Origin of the sequence: Methylophilus sp. 5, assembly GCF_000515275.1 — a bacterium.
In the GTDB taxonomy this organism is placed as follows: domain Bacteria; phylum Pseudomonadota; class Gammaproteobacteria; order Burkholderiales; family Methylophilaceae; genus Methylophilus.
Map to the genome: position 1 here is coordinate 2,151,152 of NZ_KI911560.1, position 17,567 is coordinate 2,168,718.

Sequence of the window (17,567 nt, forward strand, 5' to 3'; positions counted from 1 at the left end):
TGTTTTTTTTATGGCTATGATTTTTTTGGCGGCAGTAAAAACTTGCCAGGCTGGCGATACAACGCAGTGAACAGCTCCAGCCAAAATGCTTTCCAGTGACGATAGCGTACTTTTCTCGATTTCATGGCCACATAAATGGCTAAGCCGAAGCTGGTGACCAGGTTGGTGGTGCCGACCAGCGCAATGCCAAGCACGCTGGTGGCAATGATGTAATGGCTCACCTGAAAATCTAGCGCTGGCAACGCATAGCCCGAAAACGCGGCAACAAAAGTCACGTGGCGAATATCCAGCGGTAAGCCCAGCATGACACCTAGCCCCGAAGCAAAGCCTAACAGGCAGCCAAAGTAAAAGTTACCGGCCAGCGCCCCCAGGTTGTGGCGGATATATTCGGTGATGCGCCATAAACGCGCTTTACCCAATAGCCTTTGTAACCATGGCAAATGCCCGAGTCGCTCTGGAATACGGTTATATGCGGCTAAATTGTCATGATAGCCAGCGATCAGCCCCGACAGAAACAGGCAAACCCCCGCCACCGCTGCATACAACACCGTCAAGCTAATCAGCGGGTTATTGCTATCGAGCAAGCTATGCGCTTTTTCTGCGCTAATAAAATGATGGCCGGTGGCTTGCATCATCAGCCAGTCAATCAGAATTGCCATTGGAATCACCACCACCACGTTGCCCAAAATCGCGATGGTCTGGCTGCTGGTGGTTTGCGCGACGATGTTCACCAGGTTATGGATGTTTTTGCTGTCATGGCCATGGTCATCTATGGTCGCCGCGATGGTCGCCGCCGTCATGGCTGGTTGTTTGGTCGCCACCGTAAAATGCAACAAGTGAATAATGACAAAGCCCAGGCCGTAATTGAGGCTAAACAAAATGGCTTCAGTTAATGGCGCCAGGTGGTAGCTGGCGATGATGATTTTAATCATGCCCATCACCGCAATGATAATGCCAGCGCCCATTGCGGAGCCCATCAGCTTGAAATACTCATTGCGATGTTGAGCAATGTAATGCTCACCGGTGTGGCTGGCGTTTTCGGTCACGCGCAGCGCCAGGAGCTCAGTATTTTGGCGCCAGTATTCAGCCAGATTGTTTTTCTTGCATTCGGCATCTACCAGCTGTTTGAGCAAGCGGGTGATGGCCTGGCTGACATCGTGCTTGAGAATTAAGCCATGCAGAATATCCAGCAGTAACTGCATGCGTTGAATCTGCTGCAATATGCGTTGCATGAGGGCCGTGAGCGAAATGCTGGTACCGGTTTTAGCGTTCGATTTACGAATTTCGTACGTCAATTGCTCGCAACGCTTGAGCACGCTATAAAGATGCTGGATGTCTTCTGCCTGAATCGCACTCAGTGCCAAAAACTTTTGAATCTCGATATTTTGTGTAATAAACGGCGAGCCATTTGACTCCAGGTCTTCATGTTGCAAAATCAGCTCAGGATCCAGTCCAGAGGCGGACAAGCGGTACGAGAGCACTTGTAGTGCATCTTTCACCTCTTGAATACAGTTTTGCTGCTGCTGGGCATCGCCCTGGCTGATGTCCAGCGTTTGCATAAAGTCGCGCCAAACCGAGTCTGGCATGCCGATGACCCAGTCTACGTCGCTGTTTTGATGAAACACCTGCCCAAACACATCTTTCAAGTATTTGGGGTCTGGCACATCTGGTAGCAGCTTGTGCGAGAGACGACGGTAGATTTCTGTAAAAAAGCCGAGATCGGACTGGATGCCATGGTCGGAATAGAGTGAGATGACACTTTTTTCAGTTAACAGCCTTAACAGGCTGTTGCGCAACGACAGGGCATATTGCGGATGCTGCTGCAGTAAGAAACACAGTGCCTGCAATGCCTTGCTGGCACTTTCAACATCTGTCGACACTTTAGGGCGGACGTCGTCGAACAAGGCCCGCAAGAATTGGATATCATCCAGATCATCAGCTGCTTCGCGAGCGGCCTGGTGATCGAAGGTTGGTTGAAACATGAACAAAAGCTTTCTGTGATTTTTTAATAAGGGTGGTGCGTGTTGTACAACGCGCGTTTGCACGGCTTACAGTTGTGCATCAAGCGCCAGCGGTTCACCCTGGCGTTCTAATTGCAATGTGACGGCTTTGCCGCGATATTTTCTCACCACGCTTGAGAGTTGGGCCGCATCATCTACCTTTTCGTGGTTGATGCTGAGTAGTTGATCACCACGCAGCACGCCGCTTTTTTCAGCGGCAGAGCCATGAATCACCGCAATCACGCGCACACCGTCGCTGTTAGCGGTGTGTGGGGTGTCATCGTCTTGCGCGGATTTTTTTGGCACCAGTTTAATCACATGGATGCCCAGCAGTGGTGGCGGCAGTTTTGCCCAATAACTCGCGTAGTAGCGGTAGTTTCCGGGCGTGGTGGCCATGTCTTTTTCAGTCAGCGTCTGGCCTTTTTTAACCGCTTCTTTAATCACTTCCATTTTAGACGCGGGTGACGCGCCGCCGCCTTTTTTCATGTAAACCAGAATATTGTCTGCCTGAATATTGCGACCATGGTCGAGTGCCTGTGCCGCGTCGACCTCACCTGCCTCAAAGCTGCTAAAGCCCATCAGGTCATAGCCGTTTTCCAGCATCCTGATGTTGTCTTCGGCGCGGTGTGTGCCGCTAAACATCTGTGGTTCTGGATTCGCTTGCAGGGAGTGCAGATGATTGCCCTCGTTTTGTGCCTGGTAGTGGCTACTATAAGGGTTGTCTTCTGCTTTGGCATGAGGGCTGACGGCGAGTGCGGCCAACAACAATGCATGGGTTAACCATAAAAACCACTGGTTTGATCGGGAAGAGGGGGCCATCATAGGCTGCCCAGGCTGACACAGAGGGTGCATTGAATTCTCCATAATCGAATCACAGGTTGTAATGTTATGATGTATCGGTACATTAACACAGACACAATTGACGTAGACCAAGTTATGCAAGAACAATTCACGCGCATTGGGTTAGTTTCTATCAGCGATCGTGCTTCACAAGGCGTGTATGAAGACAAAGGCCTCCCGGCGCTCACTGCCTGGTTAGCACAGGCACTGGTTTCCCCTTATACGGTATCTACCCGCTTGATTGCCGATGATCAGGCAACCATTTCTCAAACCCTCAAACAGCTGGTGGATGACGAGGCTTGTCACTTGATATTAACCACGGGCGGCACCGGGCCTGCGCTCAGGGATGTAACGCCAGAGGCCACGTTAGCGATTGCCGACCGCGAGATGCCTGGCTTTGGTGAACAAATGCGGCAACTCAGCCTGCGCTTTGTGCCAACGGCGATCTTATCGCGTCAGGTGGCGGTGATCCGCAAGCAATGCCTGATTATTAATCTGCCAGGCCAGCCTAAGTCTATACAGGAAACGCTGGAGGGCCTTAAAGATAGCGAAGGCAAGGTGTTGGTGCCGGGCATCTTTGCAGCAGTGCCATATTGCCTCGATTTGCTGGCCACCAGCGATCTACCGATGCCATATCTTGAAACAGACGAAACCATTGTGCAATCGTTTCGTCCTAAATCAGCCATTCGCAAATAAATGAAGACTTAACATGCATTACAAAACCATCTCGCAGCTGATTTTTATACTTTGTTTTAGTTTGCTCACCTATTTGTTACTGATGGAGATGGCGCCAGCCACCGATGGCTCACTCTATAAAGACAAAATACAACATGTGATTGCGTTTGGTGGCGTTGCTTTCTGGGGCTTGCTGGCGATCCCAGGTTACCCTAAAGCTACTTTGTTCGGTCTGACCGTCTTTGGCGCGGTGATGGAGGTATTGCAAGGCATACTGACCACCACCAGACAACCCAGCGTATACGACTGGCTGGCCGATGTGGTTGGTATATTGCTGGCCTGGGGTGTGGCCGTGTTGTGGCAGCGCTGGTGGAACACACGTCGTGGCAGAGTTTGAACTGATTGCAAAGTATTTTACGCGGCCGGTGCAGGCCGACTTAGGCGTGGGCGATGATGCCGCGCTGATTCGCGTGCGGCCCGGTTATCAATTGGCAGTTTCGGCAGATATGTCAGTGGCCGGCACCCATTTTTTTGCCGAGATTGATCCGTTTGCGATTGGCTGGAAGGTATTGGCAGTAAATGTCAGTGATATGGCTGCCATGGGGGCCGAGCCAAGATGGGCGACGCTGTCGATTGCTTTGCCCGAGATTAACGAGCCATGGTTGCAGGGGTTTAGTGCAGGGTTGTTTGCCTGTGCTGATGCATTTGGCGTGTCACTCGTTGGCGGGGACACCACGCGCGGGCCGTTGAACATTGCCATCAATATCATGGGTGAGGTGCCGCAAGGCGAGGCACTGCAACGTAACGGCGCCCAAGCGGGCGATGATGTCTGGGTCAGTGGCACGCTAGGGCAGGCCGCGTTGTGGCTGCAGCATCGTTTAAACACACTAAATTTACACGCAGAAGATGTCGCTATGCTGGCCACTGCCATGCATCACCCACAACCACGGGTGGCGTTAGGGCTGGCCTTGCGCGGCATTGCCACGGCGGCGCTGGATATTTCGGATGGTCTGCTTGCTGATTTGACGCATATTCTGCAGGCATCCGCCACCGGCGCTGAGTTAGATTGGCTTGCCATGCCCAAACCTGTGTTGCAACATTCTCCAGTGAGCGAGTCTTTGCTACAGCAGGCCGTGTTGGCGGGGGGCGATGACTATGAGTTATGTTTTACAGCAGCGCCGCAGCATAGAGACAGTTTGTATGCACTGTCTACTCAGCTTGATTTGCCATTAAGCCGGATTGGACACATCACCGCGAGTACTGGTTTGCAGGTGTTTAATGGTCAGGTGCACATCGACTTATCGCAGAAAGGCTATCAGCATTTTGGCTAATCAACCCTGGCAATCACAGCCACCCAGTTGGCGCTTGCTGTTGTCGCATCCTTTGCATTGCCTGAGTTTTGGTCTGGGCACGGGCTTGTCGCCCAAAGCGCCGGGCACTGTTGGCACGCTATTGGGTTTTCCGCTGTATTGGCTATTAATGCATTTGCCGTTGGCACAACAGTGGCTTAGCCTGGGCGTGTTATTTTTACTCGGCATCTGGTGTTGTGAAGTCACCGGGCGTGCGCTGGGGGTGAGTGATCACGGCGCCATCGTCTGGGATGAAGTCGTTGCCATGGCGGCGGTGCTAATCACGGTGCCATTAACGCTGGCATGGGGCTTGGCAGCCTTTGCCAGCTTTCGCCTGTTTGATATCTGGAAACCTTTTCCAATCGGCTGGGTAGACCGTCGGGTGAAAGGCGGGCTGGGTGTGATGCTGGATGATGTGCTGGCTGCCGTGATGGCCGTGCTGGTATTGCAGCTCGCGCAAAGGCTATTGTGATGGCCTCTTTGCTTGAATTGAGTGCTGCCTTGGGTCAGGCGCTACAGGCAAAAGGCTGGCAACTGGCGCTGGCAGAATCTTGCACCGGTGGCATGGCTGCGCAAACGGTCACGGCGATTGCTGGTAGCTCCGCCTGGTTTGATCGCGGCTTTGTCACCTACAGCAATGCTGCAAAAACCGATATGTTGGGCGTGCCAGATAGTTTGATTGCCAAATATGGCGCGGTGAGCGAGCCAGTTGCGAGGGCGATGGCAATAGGGGCGCTACTACATAGTCAGGCGCAGATGAGTGGTGCGGTGACAGGCATTGCCGGGCCGGGTGGTGGCTCGCCGCACAAACCAGTCGGCACCGTGTGTTTTGCCTGGGCTTTACGTGAGGCCGATCATCTGGTGATAGAAACGTGTCATTTTGAAGGTGACAGAACGCAGATTCGCGAGCAGGCCGCCAGTTACTTGCTGGCAGGCGTGCTGCGATTAACAGGCTAATAGCGATTAAGCACTAGCGGTGGTGATGGCCGTGACCATGGCCGTGGTGGCCGCCGCCGTTCCAACCTCCACCATTCCAGCCGCCGCCATTGAAATTGCGTGGGCCGTAGTTGTAACCACCATAGCCACCGTTGCCATACGAAAACTGGATGAATCCAGGCGCCGGCTGCGGGTAAGCCACTGCGGGTACTCCATAAAAGTTACTTTGTGGGTGGCGATAAACAACCACTGGCGGTGGCGCATAATAGACCGGCGGCGGTGCGTAGTAAGCGGGTGGATAAGGGTTGCCAACAACCACGCCGACAGACCAGTTATCTTGTGCTTGTGCGCTGAATGCGGCCAGGCCGCTCAGTGCTAATCCAAAAACGTATTTGACGATTTTCATAAATTCTCCTCATGCGGAAAACAAATCACTGCTCCCTGACTCGTTTAACGCGCATCTCATATCACGGTTGACACGCCCCAAGCTGAATGCAACAACGTGCAATCAGCGGCTCGAATTCATGGCTTCGCCATTTCACTGATGGTCGATTTATGAAATAATTAGAAGTTATTGTTTGAATTATATAGCGATTGTGAAAACAACGCATTTTTATTGGTCAAGGAAAGCAAACAGCATGGATGACAACAAAAGCAAAGCGCTTGCCGCCGCACTCTCTCAAATTGAAAAACAGTTCGGCAAAGGTTCCATCATGCGCATGGGCGATGGCGATATTGGCGAAGACTTGCAAGTGGTTTCCACTGGCTCGCTGGGCCTAGATATTGCGCTTGGCGTAGGCGGTTTGCCACGTGGCCGGATTGTTGAAATTTACGGCCCAGAATCCTCCGGTAAAACCACACTGACACTGTCCGCAATTGCCGAAATGCAAAAATTAGGCGGGGTTGCCGCGTTTATTGACGCCGAGCATGCCTTGGATCCGCAATATGCCGCCAAGCTGGGCGTGAATGTGCCGGAGTTGCTGATTTCTCAGCCGGATACCGGTGAGCAGGCGTTAGAAATTGCCGACATGCTGGTGCGCTCAGGTTCAGTAGATATTGTAGTCGTTGACTCGGTGGCGGCGTTAACACCGCGTGCTGAAATTGAAGGCGAAATGGGTGACAGTCACATGGGTTTACAAGCCCGTTTGATGTCGCAAGCATTGCGTAAATTGACCGGTAATATCAAGCGTACCAATACGCTGGTGATCTTTATTAACCAGATTCGGATGAAAATTGGTGTCATGTTTGGCAACCCGGAAACCACCACTGGTGGTAACGCACTCAAGTTTTACTCTTCTGTGCGTTTGGATATCCGTCGTACTGGTGCGATTAAAAAAGGCGATGAAGTGATTGGCGCCGAGACCAAAGTCAAAGTGATCAAAAACAAAGTGGCGCCGCCGTTTAAACAAGCTGAGTTTGACATCATGTATGGCGAAGGCATTTCTCGCCTGGGCGAAGTGATCGAGTTGGGCACCAACCTCAAACTGGTTGAAAAAGCGGGCGCCTGGTATAGCTATAACGGTGAAAAAATCGGCCAGGGTAAAGAAAACGCCAAAGAATTCTTGCGTGAGAACCCAGCCATTGCGGCCGAGATTGAAGCTAAAATTCGCGATAACACGAAGGCCTTGGCTGATAGCATGCCAGCAGCCAGAGGCGAGGACGATTAATTACATTGCGGCAAGCGCCAGAAAAATCGCTGCGGCAGCGTGCGCTTGAACTATTAAGCAAGCGGGAGTACGCAGCGGCTGAGTTGGCGCAAAAGCTCAAGGGCTACGCCAGTGAGGCCGATGATGTTCCAGCCTTGATAGCCGACTTTCAGGCGCGGGGCTGGTTAAGCGATGCACGATATGCCGAGCAAATGGTGCATGCGCGACAGTCCAAGTTTGGTGCGGCGCGGGTGGCACACGAATTACGCGAAAAAGGCGTAGATGACACCTTGATTGCCGAAGCCGTTGCCAGTTTGCAAGGCAATGAAGTAGAGCGCGCCAGAGAAGTCTGGCGCAAAAAGTTTAAAGCGGCCGCGACTACACGTGAAGAATGGGCAAAACAAGCCCGTTTTTTACAAAGTCGGGGGTTTACGTTTGAAGTCATTAAACATATTTTGAATAGACACGCAGAAGATGACAGTCCAAAAGACGACAGTTAGTTACGGCAGCAACCCTTCCAGCAAGCAAATCCGCCAGGCTTTTCTGGATTTCTTTGCTTCCAAAGGCCATCAGGTAGTGACTTCCAGCTCGCTGGTGCCGCACGGAGACCCGACCTTGCTGTTCACCAATGCGGGCATGAACCAGTTCAAAGACGTGTTTCTCGGCTTTGACAAACGCGCTTATACGCGCGCGGCTTCAGCACAAAAATGTGTGCGCGCAGGCGGTAAACACAATGACCTCGAAAACGTCGGTTACACTGCGCGCCACCATACGTTTTTTGAGATGCTGGGCAACTTTAGCTTTGGCGACTACTTTAAGCGCGATGCGATTCAATTTGCCTGGGAGTTGCTGACTGGCGTCTATGCCTTGCCAAAAGAGCGCCTGATGGTGACGGTGTATGCTGAAGACGACGAAGCATATGACATCTGGCACAAAGAAATTGGCGTGCCTGCAGACAAAATTGTACGCATAGGCGACAACAAAGGCGCGCGCTATGCCTCAGACAATTTTTGGATGATGGGCGATACTGGCCCTTGCGGCCCGTGTACAGAGATTTTTTACGACCACGGTGCCCATATTCCTGGCGGCCCGCCAGGTAGCCCCGATGAAGACGGTGACCGTTTCATTGAAATCTGGAACAACGTGTTCATGCAGTTTAACCGCGACGAAGCGGGTGTGATGCATCCATTGCCAAAGCCCTCAGTCGATACTGGCATGGGTCTGGAGCGTATTTCTGCTGTGCTGCAAGGCGTGCATGCCAACTACGAAATTGATTTGTTTCAGGCGCTGATTAAAGCAGCTGCGCGCGAAACCAAGACCGCTGATGTCAATAGCCCCTCACTCAAAGTGCTGGCTGACCATATTCGTGCCTGTTCTTTTTTAATTGCCGATGGCGTGATTGCAGGCAATGAAGGCCGTGGTTATGTGCTGCGCCGTATTATTCGCCGTGCGATTCGCCACGGTTACAAACTGGGCTGTCGTGCCGCGTTTTTCCATAAACTGGTGCCGGATCTGGTGAGTGAAATGGGCGAAGCTTATCCTGAGCTTGTGAGCAATCAGGCGCGTATTACCGAGATTCTCAAGCAGGAAGAAGACCGCTTTTTTGAAACGATTGAAAACGGTATGCAGATTCTTGAAACAGAATTAGCGACCAAGCCAGCCATCTTCAATGGCGACCTCGCCTTTAAACTGCATGATACGTTTGGCTTTCCATTAGATTTAACGGCCGATATTTGCCGTGAACGTGGCATTGTCGTCGATACTGCCGGGTTTGACGCCGCCATGGCGCGCCAAAAAGAGCAGGCACGTGCAGCCGGTAAATTTAAAATGGCGCTCAATCTCGAATACGATGGTCAGGCGACCACGTTTCATGGCTATGACCAATTAGAAACGCCAGCCAAGGTGCTGGCATTGTATAAAGATGGCAGCGCCGTGAGCAGCTTGAACGAAGGTGACCTAGCTGTAGTGGTGTTAGACAATACCCCGTTCTATGCCGAGTCTGGTGGCCAGATTGGTGATAGCGGCGAGCTCAAGTCTGCTAACGGTATTTTTGCTGTCGAAGACACACAAAAAATCCAGGCAGCGGTGTTTGGTCACCACGGTGTGCTCAAAACCGGTAGTTTGTCGGTTGGCGACACGCTGGCGGCCAAAGTGAATCTGCAGTCACGCGCCAGCACCATGCGCAACCACTCGGCGACGCATCTCATGCACAAAGCTTTGCGTGAAGTGCTGGGCGAGCATGTGCAGCAAAAAGGCAGCCTGGTTGATACCGAAAAAACCCGTTTTGACTTTGTGCATAATGCGCCAATGACGGATGAGGAGGTTGCCAGGGTTGAAGCCTTGGTTAATGCCGAGGTATTGGCAAACCAAGCGACACAAGCGCGTGTGATGGATATTGAGTCGGCGCAAAAAACCGGCGCCATGATGCTGTTTGGCGAAAAGTATGGTGACGAAGTGCGCGTGCTCGATATTGGTTCGTCGCGCGAGCTATGTGGTGGTACGCATGTGAGTCGTACCGGTGATATTGGCTTGTTTAAAATCACGGCTGAAAGTGGTGTTGCTGCAGGCGTTCGCCGTGTCGAAGCGACAACAGGCGTAGGTGCATTAAAGCTGGTGCAGGCACAGCAGGCGTTAATTAACCAGGCCGCCAGTGAGTTAAAAGCGCCTGCCCATGAGTTGCCCGCTAAAGTGGCGCAAGTGATGGATCACGTGAAGTCGCTAGAAAAAGAACTGGCGCGTTTAAAGTCTAAATTGGCGTCGTCGCAAGGGGATGACCTGGCGACGCAGGCCATGGATATTGACGGCGTGAAGGTGTTGGCGGCAGCGCTCGAAGGCGCGGATGCGAATGCCTTGCGTGAGACCATGGATAAACTTAAAGATAAACTTAAGTCTGCCGTCATTGTGTTAGCGAGTGTGGTTGACGGTAAAGTCAGCCTGGCGGCGGGCGTCACCAGTGACTTAACGGGCAAAATGAAAGCCGGTGAGTTGGTGAACCACGTTGCAGGCCAGGTGGGCGGCAAGGGCGGCGGCAAGCCTGATATGGCCATGGCAGGCGGCACTGAACCCGCCAACTTGCCGCAGGCACTGGCAAGCGTTACAGATTGGGTAAAAAATAAATTGAATTAGCCGCTGATAAACGTAGATGAACGCAGATAACATCAACATTGTTAATGTCTGCGCTCCTCCGCGTGGATCTGCGGCCAAAAGAAATGATTTAAGGAAACAGCATGGCATTAATCGTACAAAAATATGGTGGTACCTCGGTAGCTAATCCTGAGCGTATCCGTAATGTGGCACGTCGTGTTGCACGCTATAAGGCAATGGGTCATCAAGTGGTCGTCGTGGTGTCGGCGATGTCTGGTGAGACCAACCGTTTGATTTCATTGGCGAAAGAAATCATGCCAGACCCCGATCCGCGCGAGCTGGATGTGATGGTGTCTACCGGTGAGCAGGTGACCATAGGCATGACTGCCCTGGCGCTGATGGAATTAGGCATTAAGGCCAAGAGCTATACCGGCACCCAAGTTAAAATTTTGACCGATGACGCTTTTAACAAGGCGCGTATTCTGGATATTGATCAGCACAACCTGAAAAAAGACCTCGATGATGGCTACGTTTGTGTGGTGGCTGGTTTTCAGGGCGCAGATGCCAATGGCAATATCACCACCCTGGGCCGTGGTGGCTCTGATACCACGGGTGTAGCCCTGGCAGCCGCGTTGGGGGCTGATGAGTGCCAGATTTATACCGATGTGGATGGCGTGTATACCACTGACCCGCGCGTGGTGCCTGAGGCGCGTCGCCTGGAGAAAATCACCTTTGAAGAAATGCTGGAACTGGCTTCTCAAGGCTCCAAAGTATTGCAAATTCGCTCGGTTGAGTTTGCGGGTAAATATAAAGTTAAATTACGTGTGCTCTCAAGCTTTGAAGAAGAAGGCGACGGCACACTGATCACATTCGAAGAAAATGAGGAAAACATGGAAGAGCCAATTATCTCCGGCATCGCCTTTAATCGCGATGAGGCGAAAATTACTGTGACCGGCGTGCCCGACAAGCCAGGCATTGCCTATCAAATTCTCGGCCCGGTGGCCGATGCTAATATTGATGTCGATATGATTATCCAGAACGTCGGTGCAGATGGGTCCACTGACTTCACCTTCACCGTGCACAAAAACGAGATGGGCAAAGCGCTGAGCATTCTGCGCGATAAGGTACAAGGCCATATCCAGGCGCGTGAAATCAGCGGCGACGATAAGATTGCCAAAGTGTCAGTGGTTGGTGTCGGTATGCGTTCACATGTTGGCATTGCCAGCCAGATGTTCCGCACCTTGGCAGAAGAGGGCATTAATATTCAAATGATTTCAACCAGCGAAATTAAAATCGCGGTGGTGATCGAAGAGAAATACATGGAACTGGCTGTGCGCGTGTTGCACAAGGCGTTCGGTCTCGAGAATGCCTGATAGAAACGTGGAGTAAGTGGCTACGCGAGTGAGTTGCGGTGTTACTCGCGACGCAAAATGCGCATGTAGGCGATGTACATTGCAGTGTCTGTGTTTGGTATGCCGCAGTGCAAGTTTGTCTCACTCACTTATTTCATGTTTCCTTAGTAAATAAAGAAATAAAACATTCTTCTTTTTTGCGTTGATTTCTGAAGGGTTTTCACGTAGTATGGCGCCCTTCGATGCAGTAGCAATACTGCAAAGAGGGCAGCGTAAGCTGTGTTGGTTTTATTAGAACTTGATTGTTTTAATAAGGTGAGCTGGCCGAGTGGTCGAAGGCACTTCCCTGCTAAGGAAGCATATGGGCTTAAACCTGTATCGAGGGTTCGAATCCCTCGCTCACCGCCAAAAACCTTGTTCCGCGAGGAGTTCGTTTTTGGTTATTTAGGCGGTTGGATGTGAATCCGCACCGCCACAAAGCAAGAAATCGTGTTATAATGTTTTTTTGTTGCAAAGCAACAAACCTTGGCGCCCGTAGCTCAGTTGGATAGAGTATTTGGCTACGAACCAAAGGGTCGGGCGTTCGAATCGCTCCGGGCGCGCCAAAAATAAAAAGCCTTGTTTCTTCGGAAGCAAGGCTTTTTTCTTTTCTGCTTCCACTGAATATTTGCTGCTTATTCGCAGGACTTGCTGCATGATCAATGCCGACTGTATGTATATTCTGCCGCGCTCAGCATAGCGAGAGGCATGGCAGGTATGGTATGCTTTAACTTTGTTTTTTCATTGGTGTTTCAGTGTCTCTTAATGCTTGTTTGGCGCGGATTGCAGACGATATGCAGCAGGTGGATGCCGTTATTCGCCAGTCTTTGTCATCCCAAGTTCCGCTGATTAATCAAATTTCGGAATACATCATTCATAGTGGTGGCAAGCGCTTGCGTCCGGCATTGGTCTTGATGTCTGGCGATTTGGCTGGTTCGGTTTCTCCGGCACATCATTCTTTGGCCGCTATTATTGAGTTTATTCACACGGCTACCTTGCTGCATGATGACGTGGTGGATGCGTCTGAGCTACGTCGCGGTAAATCGACTGCCAATCATGTCTACGGTAACCCAGCCAGTGTGCTGGTGGGTGATTTCTTATATTCGCGCGCGTTTCAGATGATGGTGAAGCTGCAAAATATGCGTGTGATGGAAATTTTGGCCGACGCGACCAATGTGATTTCTGAGGGCGAAGTGCTGCAATTGCTCAATGTGCGCAATATTGGCGTCAGTGAGCAGGATTATTTGCAGGTGATTCACTTTAAAACCGCCAAACTGTTTGAAGCAGCGACGCGTTTGGGCGCCGTGCAGTGTCAGGTCAATGCTGAGCAAGAAGCAGGCTTGGCGACATACGGTATGCATTTGGGCACGGCGTTTCAGCTGATAGATGATGTGCTGGATTTAACTGGCGACAGCGAAAAAATCGGCAAAACGCTGGGTAATGATCTGGCCGAAGGTAAAGTCACGTTGCCGATGTTGTACGCGATACAACAAGCACCGACTGCGCAAGCCGACCTGGTGAAGCAAGCGTTGCTGGAAGGGCAGGTATCCAAGCTGGATGCTGTGCTAGAGATTTTGCATGCCGTGAAGGCATTTGATTATGTGCGCGCCGTCGCACAAAAAGAAGCACAGCTGGCCTGTGAGGCTTTGTCTGTATTTGCGCCAGCACCAGCCAAACAGGCCTTGCTGGATTTAGCAAACTTTTCTGTTAGCCGTCAGCAATAACTAACTGCCAGCCTGCGACCAGGCTGGCGTTGGCATGTTTAGTTTAAGGCGATGGGTTCACCACTGACGTGGTAATAACTAAGACGAGCACAATCGTTGGTGGCATTGGTGAGTGCGCCGTCAAACAGTGACTGACCATTTACATCTACCACGGCATAACCGTTGTGATACAGCGTGACTTCGGCCTGCATGTCTTTTTCAAGCAGTTTGGCTTTGGGTAACCCATGTGCTTGTAGTGAGCGCATGGCAAAGCTGATGCAGTTTTCCTCTTCCTCTTCACTGTAGACTTCCCAGTGTGATTGTCCGGTCAGTTTTGTCAGCCATCCTGGCAAGTCAACTTCTACCCGGCAAATCACGGGCTGATCCCAGGCGGGATGCTCGGCTTGATTCAACTCAACCTGATTGAGACCTGCTTCGGTCGGTGGCGTAAATTTGATTTGATCAGACATAGGCAACTTCCTTCACTTGATAACGGATGTCACTTAAACACAGATGCGCGCTAGATTAGCTGCACTGTAATGTTCATCTTACACATAAATGGTGCCAGGCAAGTGATTTTCAAGGCAGGTAAAGCAGCTTTTAAACAGGTTTTGCCGTCTTTTAGCCTTGCTTACTTGCATTAACGATGCGATCATGCAGCAACCTTAACATTGTTATCGGTATCATGTCAGAAATCCTTGAACCTGTTTTAAGTTTATTGCAAACACAGCCACATTTTTTACAAGCGGCGTGCTTATTGATTGGCTTGCTGGTGGGGAGTTTCCTCAATGTGGTGATTCACCGGCTACCAAAAATGATGGAGCGCGAGTGGCATGCCAGTTGCCTGGATTTACAGGGGCAAACTGCGCCAGAGCAACCCAAATATAACCTCGTCGTACCGCGTTCTGCTTGCCCGCAATGCGGACATCAAATTAGTGCCCTGGAAAATATCCCTGTGGTCAGCTACCTGTTTTTACGCGGGCGTTGCCGTGGCTGTCAGGCGCAGATTTCCGTACGTTATCCCTTGGTAGAGTTGCTGACTGGCTTGCTGTCGCTAGCCGTGGCCGTGCAATATGGTTACAGCATGCTCACCTTGTTTGCTTTGGTGTTTGTGTTTGCCTTGGTGGCCTTGACCTTTATCGACTTTGATACCCAATTACTCCCCGACGATATTACGCTGCCTTTGTTATGGCTGGGCTTGTTGCTCAATATCAAATATGGCTTTACCGACCTTACCTCGGCGGTAGTTGGCGCCATGGCAGGCTACCTGGTGTTATGGTCAGTGTATTGGTTGTTTAAACTGGTCACGGGTAAAGAGGGCATGGGCTATGGCGACTTTAAACTGTTAGCGGCGATTGGTGCCTGGTTTGGCTGGCAATTACTACCGGCGGTGATTTTACTGAGCTCTGTGGTTGGCAGTGTGATCGGCATTGGCTTGATTCTGCTTAAAGGTAAAACACGCCAAACAGCGATTCCGTTTGGCCCATTTTTAGCGTTGGGCGGCATTGCTGCCTTGTTTTACGGGCAGACATTGGCTGCTTATTATTTAGTGCCATAGCGGAGTATTCATGAGCAAAGTGGTGGCAGTGACCGGTGGCATTGGCAGCGGTAAAACAGAAGTCTGTAATTGTTTCACGGCGCTGGGTGTGCCTGTGGTCGATTTAGACCATATTGCGCATGACATGAGTGCGCCGAACAGCTCCGCCATGCAAGGAGTGCGTGCGCATTTTGGCGACAGTATGTTTGATGCTAACGGACAACTTAACCGCGCCAAATTACGCGAGCTAGTGTTTGCTGAACCAGATGCGCTTGATCAGCTCAACCAGATTATGCACCCGGCAATCCGGCAAGAGGCGATGCAACAGATCGCGCAACATGCAGATGCTTATGTGGTGCTGGCGATTCCGCTACTGGTTGAAAGCCGCGAAGATTGGCAGATGATAGATCACGTGCTGGTGGTGGATTGCGATGAGCAGATGCAACTTACGCGCGTAGTACAACGCAGCCAGTTATCAGAAGGCATGGCACAGGCCATGATTGCCGCCCAAAGCAGCCGCGAGGCACGTTTAGCCATTGCGGACACTGTGATTGAAAATGACCAAACATTGGATAATTTGCAGGAAAAAGTGCTAGAGTTTCATAAAAATTTCTCTAAGACTTGCCAGTGAATGAAAAGGGTTTCATAATCAGGCTTTTATTGCATACTTTTCAAGTATCAGCTGACAGAAAAGGCTGCCGTGTCGAGCTACGAGTTTCCATTTAACGAGCGCATCAGAACTTATCTCCGCCTAGAGGATTTGTTCGTCAAGATGTTGCACCACATTGAGATTGGGCATGAAATCAGTCACCATGTGGCATTGATTTCCATGCTGCAAATCCTCGATTTAATTGATCGCGGCGACTTGAAAGTCGATTTGCTGCAAGAGCTGGACCGTCACAAAGTCCAGTTGTCTTTCCTGCAAACCAATCCTAATATTGACCAGCACGCGCTGGCGAGCACTTTGTCCAGCCTGGATCGTTGCGCCACGGCTTTGCGCGCAGATCATCAAAAACTGGGTCAGTCATTGCGTGAAAACGACTGGCTAATGAGCGTCAAGCAACGCACTGGCATTCCTGGCGGTGTCTGTGAGTTTGACTTGCCTTCTTATCGTCATTGGCTATACCTGGGCGTAGAGCGCCGTAAGAGCGATTTTAATAACTGGCTTGCCCGGTTGATGCCCATGTATGAATCCATCCGCCTGATTCTGCAGTTGTTGCGCGGTAGCGGCCAGGTACTGTCACTGGTAGCGCATCATGGGGCTTACCAGCAGCAATTGTCCGGCCACAAACCAGCGCAATTGTTGCGTATTGAAATCGACCACGATGAATGCTTCCCCGAAGTCAGCGCCAATAAATACGCCATCAACATCCGCTTTCAAAAGCTTGATTTTGTGCAACGGCCCAAAGGCTGTGAGCAAGATATTCCGTTTAAGATGATCGTCTGTAACTTTACCGGAACGGCACACAATTGACGCAGCCCGCCGTAAAAGCCCGCAAGGTCGCTTGCCCTGCCTGTGGCGAAACCTCAGAATACTCAACCGCCAACCCTTATAGGCCGTTTTGCAGCGAGCGCTGCAAACTGGTCGACTTAGGTGATTGGGCCACTGAGAAATTTCGCATTCCAGATAACACGCCCCCAGATATGTTTGAGCCGGAATAATCGGCGCCTAGGATATAAGATATGCACGCCCCTCATTTTTTATTACGCATGATTGTGAGCATTTGCCTGCTGGGGGTCGCTGTATTAGCACAAGCTGACGTGAAAATGACCGATGCCTGGGTGCGCGCCTCTAACCCAGGCCAATCTGTAGCTGCTGCATATATCACCCTCTCGAGCCCGCAAGACGTCACGCTGGTGTATGCTGAAACTGAGCGCGCTGGCACGGTAGAAATGCACAGTATGACCATGCAAAATGGCGTCATGAAAATGCGGAGTATGGAAGAACTACCCGTGCCTGCAGGCAAACCAGTCAAACTCGCCCCCGGTGGTTTACACCTGATGCTGTTTGAGTTCCCAACACCGTTTAAAGCAGGCGAACAAGTCAAATTCAGATTATGTTTTAAAGACAAACAGGGCAAAATTACGGATCAGTTTGTCACCATGCCAGTGAAAGCCGCACCCTAATCATCACTTTCCTGATATAAAACTAGGTTTGTAGTCGGTGTTATTTGTGGTCTTTGGCAAACGTCGCCATATACAAACCTTCAACCTCAGCTCTCGCCCACGGCGTCCTGCGTAAAAACTTCAGACTGGACTTCACTGAAGGGTCACTCTTAAAGCAGTTGATATTCACCCGTTGCGCAAGCTTATCCCAGCCGTAATGGTCGACCAGTCGTTCGATAACGTGCTCAAGCGTCAGGCCGTGTAAGGGGTTGTTTGGTTGTTGTGTGTTCATGTATTCAG

General features: G+C 51.1%; 20 protein-coding genes and 2 tRNA genes. 17 read left to right on the plus strand and 5 right to left on the minus strand.

The genetic code is table 11. From position 1 onward, the window contains the following. Nucleotides 1–14: 14 nt before the first annotated feature. Together METH5_RS0110345 and METH5_RS0110350 are read right to left on the minus strand one after the other, a co-directional pair. Nucleotides 15–1,982 (minus strand): site-specific recombinase, encoded by a 1,968-nt coding sequence (locus METH5_RS0110345; RefSeq protein WP_029148440.1) that lies wholly within the window; start codon nt 1,980–1,982, stop codon nt 15–17. Between the two features lie 66 nt (nt 1,983–2,048). Further along, nucleotides 2,049–2,852, minus strand: coding sequence for a PDZ domain-containing protein (locus METH5_RS0110350; protein WP_232411015.1), 804 nt, complete (start codon nt 2,850–2,852; stop codon nt 2,049–2,051). An 84-nt stretch (nt 2,853–2,936) separates the two neighbouring features. Between METH5_RS0110350 and mog the strand changes: the two genes are divergently transcribed. The 5 genes from mog to METH5_RS0110375 are packed head-to-tail and all read left to right on the plus strand — an operon-like array spanning nt 2,937 to nt 5,821. Beyond that, nucleotides 2,937–3,536 carry a molybdopterin adenylyltransferase gene (gene mog, locus METH5_RS0110355; RefSeq protein WP_029148442.1) on the plus strand — a complete coding sequence of 200 codons (600 nt, stop codon included), beginning with the start codon at nt 2,937–2,939 and terminating at the stop codon, nt 3,534–3,536. Nucleotides 3,537–3,549: 13 nt separating this feature from the next. Further along, a complete protein-coding gene (locus METH5_RS0110360; RefSeq protein ID WP_029148443.1) occupies nt 3,550–3,912 on the plus strand; it encodes a hypothetical protein in 363 nt (120 codons plus the stop codon). Then, nucleotides 3,899–4,846: a thiamine-phosphate kinase gene (thiL, locus tag METH5_RS0110365; protein ID WP_029148444.1), complete on the plus strand. Its 948-nt coding sequence runs from the start codon at nt 3,899–3,901 to the stop codon at nt 4,844–4,846. The genes METH5_RS0110360 and thiL overlap by 14 nt, the downstream gene beginning before the upstream one ends. Further along, the gene (locus tag METH5_RS0110370) at nt 4,830–5,336 is read left to right on the plus strand and encodes a phosphatidylglycerophosphatase A (RefSeq protein WP_029148445.1); all 507 of its coding nucleotides are present in this window, start codon (nt 4,830–4,832) and stop codon (nt 5,334–5,336) included. Before thiL ends, METH5_RS0110370 begins: the two co-directional genes overlap by 17 nt. Beyond that, nucleotides 5,336–5,821 (plus strand): CinA family protein, encoded by a 486-nt coding sequence (locus METH5_RS0110375; protein WP_029148446.1) that lies wholly within the window; start codon nt 5,336–5,338, stop codon nt 5,819–5,821. The genes METH5_RS0110370 and METH5_RS0110375 overlap by 1 nt, the downstream gene beginning before the upstream one ends. 13 nt (nt 5,822–5,834) lie before the next feature. On the opposite strand, the gene METH5_RS0110380 is transcribed toward METH5_RS0110375, so the two are convergent. Next, nucleotides 5,835–6,206 (minus strand): hypothetical protein, encoded by a 372-nt coding sequence (locus tag METH5_RS0110380; RefSeq protein WP_029148447.1) that lies wholly within the window; start codon nt 6,204–6,206, stop codon nt 5,835–5,837. A 232-nt stretch (nt 6,207–6,438) separates the two neighbouring features. Between METH5_RS0110380 and recA the strand changes: the two genes are divergently transcribed. The 7 genes from recA (at nt 6,439) to METH5_RS0110415 (ending at nt 13,645) form a co-directional block, all read left to right on the plus strand. Further along, on the plus strand, nt 6,439–7,467 hold the full coding sequence (recA, locus tag METH5_RS0110385; protein ID WP_029148448.1) for a recombinase RecA: 1,029 nt from the start codon (nt 6,439–6,441) through the stop codon (nt 7,465–7,467). Nucleotides 7,468–7,472: 5 nt separating this feature from the next. Continuing rightward, nucleotides 7,473–7,946 carry a recombination regulator RecX gene (gene recX, locus METH5_RS0110390; RefSeq protein ID WP_029148449.1) on the plus strand — a complete coding sequence of 158 codons (474 nt, stop codon included), beginning with the start codon at nt 7,473–7,475 and terminating at the stop codon, nt 7,944–7,946. Further along, on the plus strand, nt 7,921–10,572 hold the full coding sequence (gene alaS / locus METH5_RS0110395; protein WP_029148450.1) for an alanine--tRNA ligase: 2,652 nt from the start codon (nt 7,921–7,923) through the stop codon (nt 10,570–10,572). Before recX ends, alaS begins: the two co-directional genes overlap by 26 nt. A 101-nt stretch (nt 10,573–10,673) precedes the next feature. Then, complete coding sequence (locus tag METH5_RS0110400; RefSeq protein ID WP_029148451.1) at nt 10,674–11,903, plus strand: aspartate kinase; 1,230 nt, start codon at nt 10,674–10,676, stop codon at nt 11,901–11,903. Between the two features lie 293 nt (nt 11,904–12,196). Then, nucleotides 12,197–12,290: transfer RNA gene (locus METH5_RS0110405), tRNA-Ser, on the plus strand. A gap of 120 nt (nt 12,291–12,410) precedes the next feature. Continuing rightward, nucleotides 12,411–12,487, plus strand: a tRNA-Arg gene (locus METH5_RS0110410). Nucleotides 12,488–12,715: 228 nt separating this feature from the next. Further along, a complete protein-coding gene (locus METH5_RS0110415; protein ID WP_036307811.1) occupies nt 12,716–13,645 on the plus strand; it encodes a polyprenyl synthetase family protein in 930 nt (309 codons plus the stop codon). Nucleotides 13,646–13,683: 38 nt separating this feature from the next. On the opposite strand, the gene METH5_RS0110420 is transcribed toward METH5_RS0110415, so the two are convergent. Continuing rightward, on the minus strand, nt 13,684–14,094 hold the full coding sequence (locus METH5_RS0110420) for a hypothetical protein (RefSeq protein ID WP_029148453.1): 411 nt from the start codon (nt 14,092–14,094) through the stop codon (nt 13,684–13,686). Between the two features lie 215 nt (nt 14,095–14,309). Here METH5_RS0110420 and METH5_RS0110425 point away from each other — a divergent pair, with 215 nt between their 5' ends. From METH5_RS0110425 to METH5_RS0110445, 5 genes are all read left to right on the plus strand, one after another. After that, nucleotides 14,310–15,182: an A24 family peptidase gene (locus METH5_RS0110425; RefSeq protein ID WP_029148454.1), complete on the plus strand. Its 873-nt coding sequence runs from the start codon at nt 14,310–14,312 to the stop codon at nt 15,180–15,182. Between the two features lie 10 nt (nt 15,183–15,192). Continuing rightward, complete coding sequence (gene coaE, locus METH5_RS0110430) at nt 15,193–15,792, plus strand: dephospho-CoA kinase (RefSeq protein WP_029148455.1); 600 nt, start codon at nt 15,193–15,195, stop codon at nt 15,790–15,792. 69 nt (nt 15,793–15,861) lie between these two features. Further along, nucleotides 15,862–16,635, plus strand: coding sequence for a cell division protein ZapD (gene zapD / locus METH5_RS0110435; RefSeq protein WP_029148456.1), 774 nt, complete (start codon nt 15,862–15,864; stop codon nt 16,633–16,635). After that, nucleotides 16,632–16,823, plus strand: a complete 192-nt coding sequence (locus tag METH5_RS0110440) for a DNA gyrase inhibitor YacG (protein WP_029148457.1) — start codon at nt 16,632–16,634, stop codon at nt 16,821–16,823. Before zapD ends, METH5_RS0110440 begins: the two co-directional genes overlap by 4 nt. Nucleotides 16,824–16,844: 21 nt before the next feature. Beyond that, nucleotides 16,845–17,288 (plus strand): copper chaperone PCu(A)C, encoded by a 444-nt coding sequence (locus tag METH5_RS0110445; RefSeq protein ID WP_029148458.1) that lies wholly within the window; start codon nt 16,845–16,847, stop codon nt 17,286–17,288. Between the two features lie 40 nt (nt 17,289–17,328). Here METH5_RS0110445 and METH5_RS0110450 read toward each other — a convergent pair whose 3' ends face one another. Beyond that, nucleotides 17,329–17,559, minus strand: coding sequence for a VF530 family DNA-binding protein (locus tag METH5_RS0110450; protein ID WP_029148459.1), 231 nt, complete (start codon nt 17,557–17,559; stop codon nt 17,329–17,331). Nucleotides 17,560–17,567 lie beyond the last annotated feature (8 nt).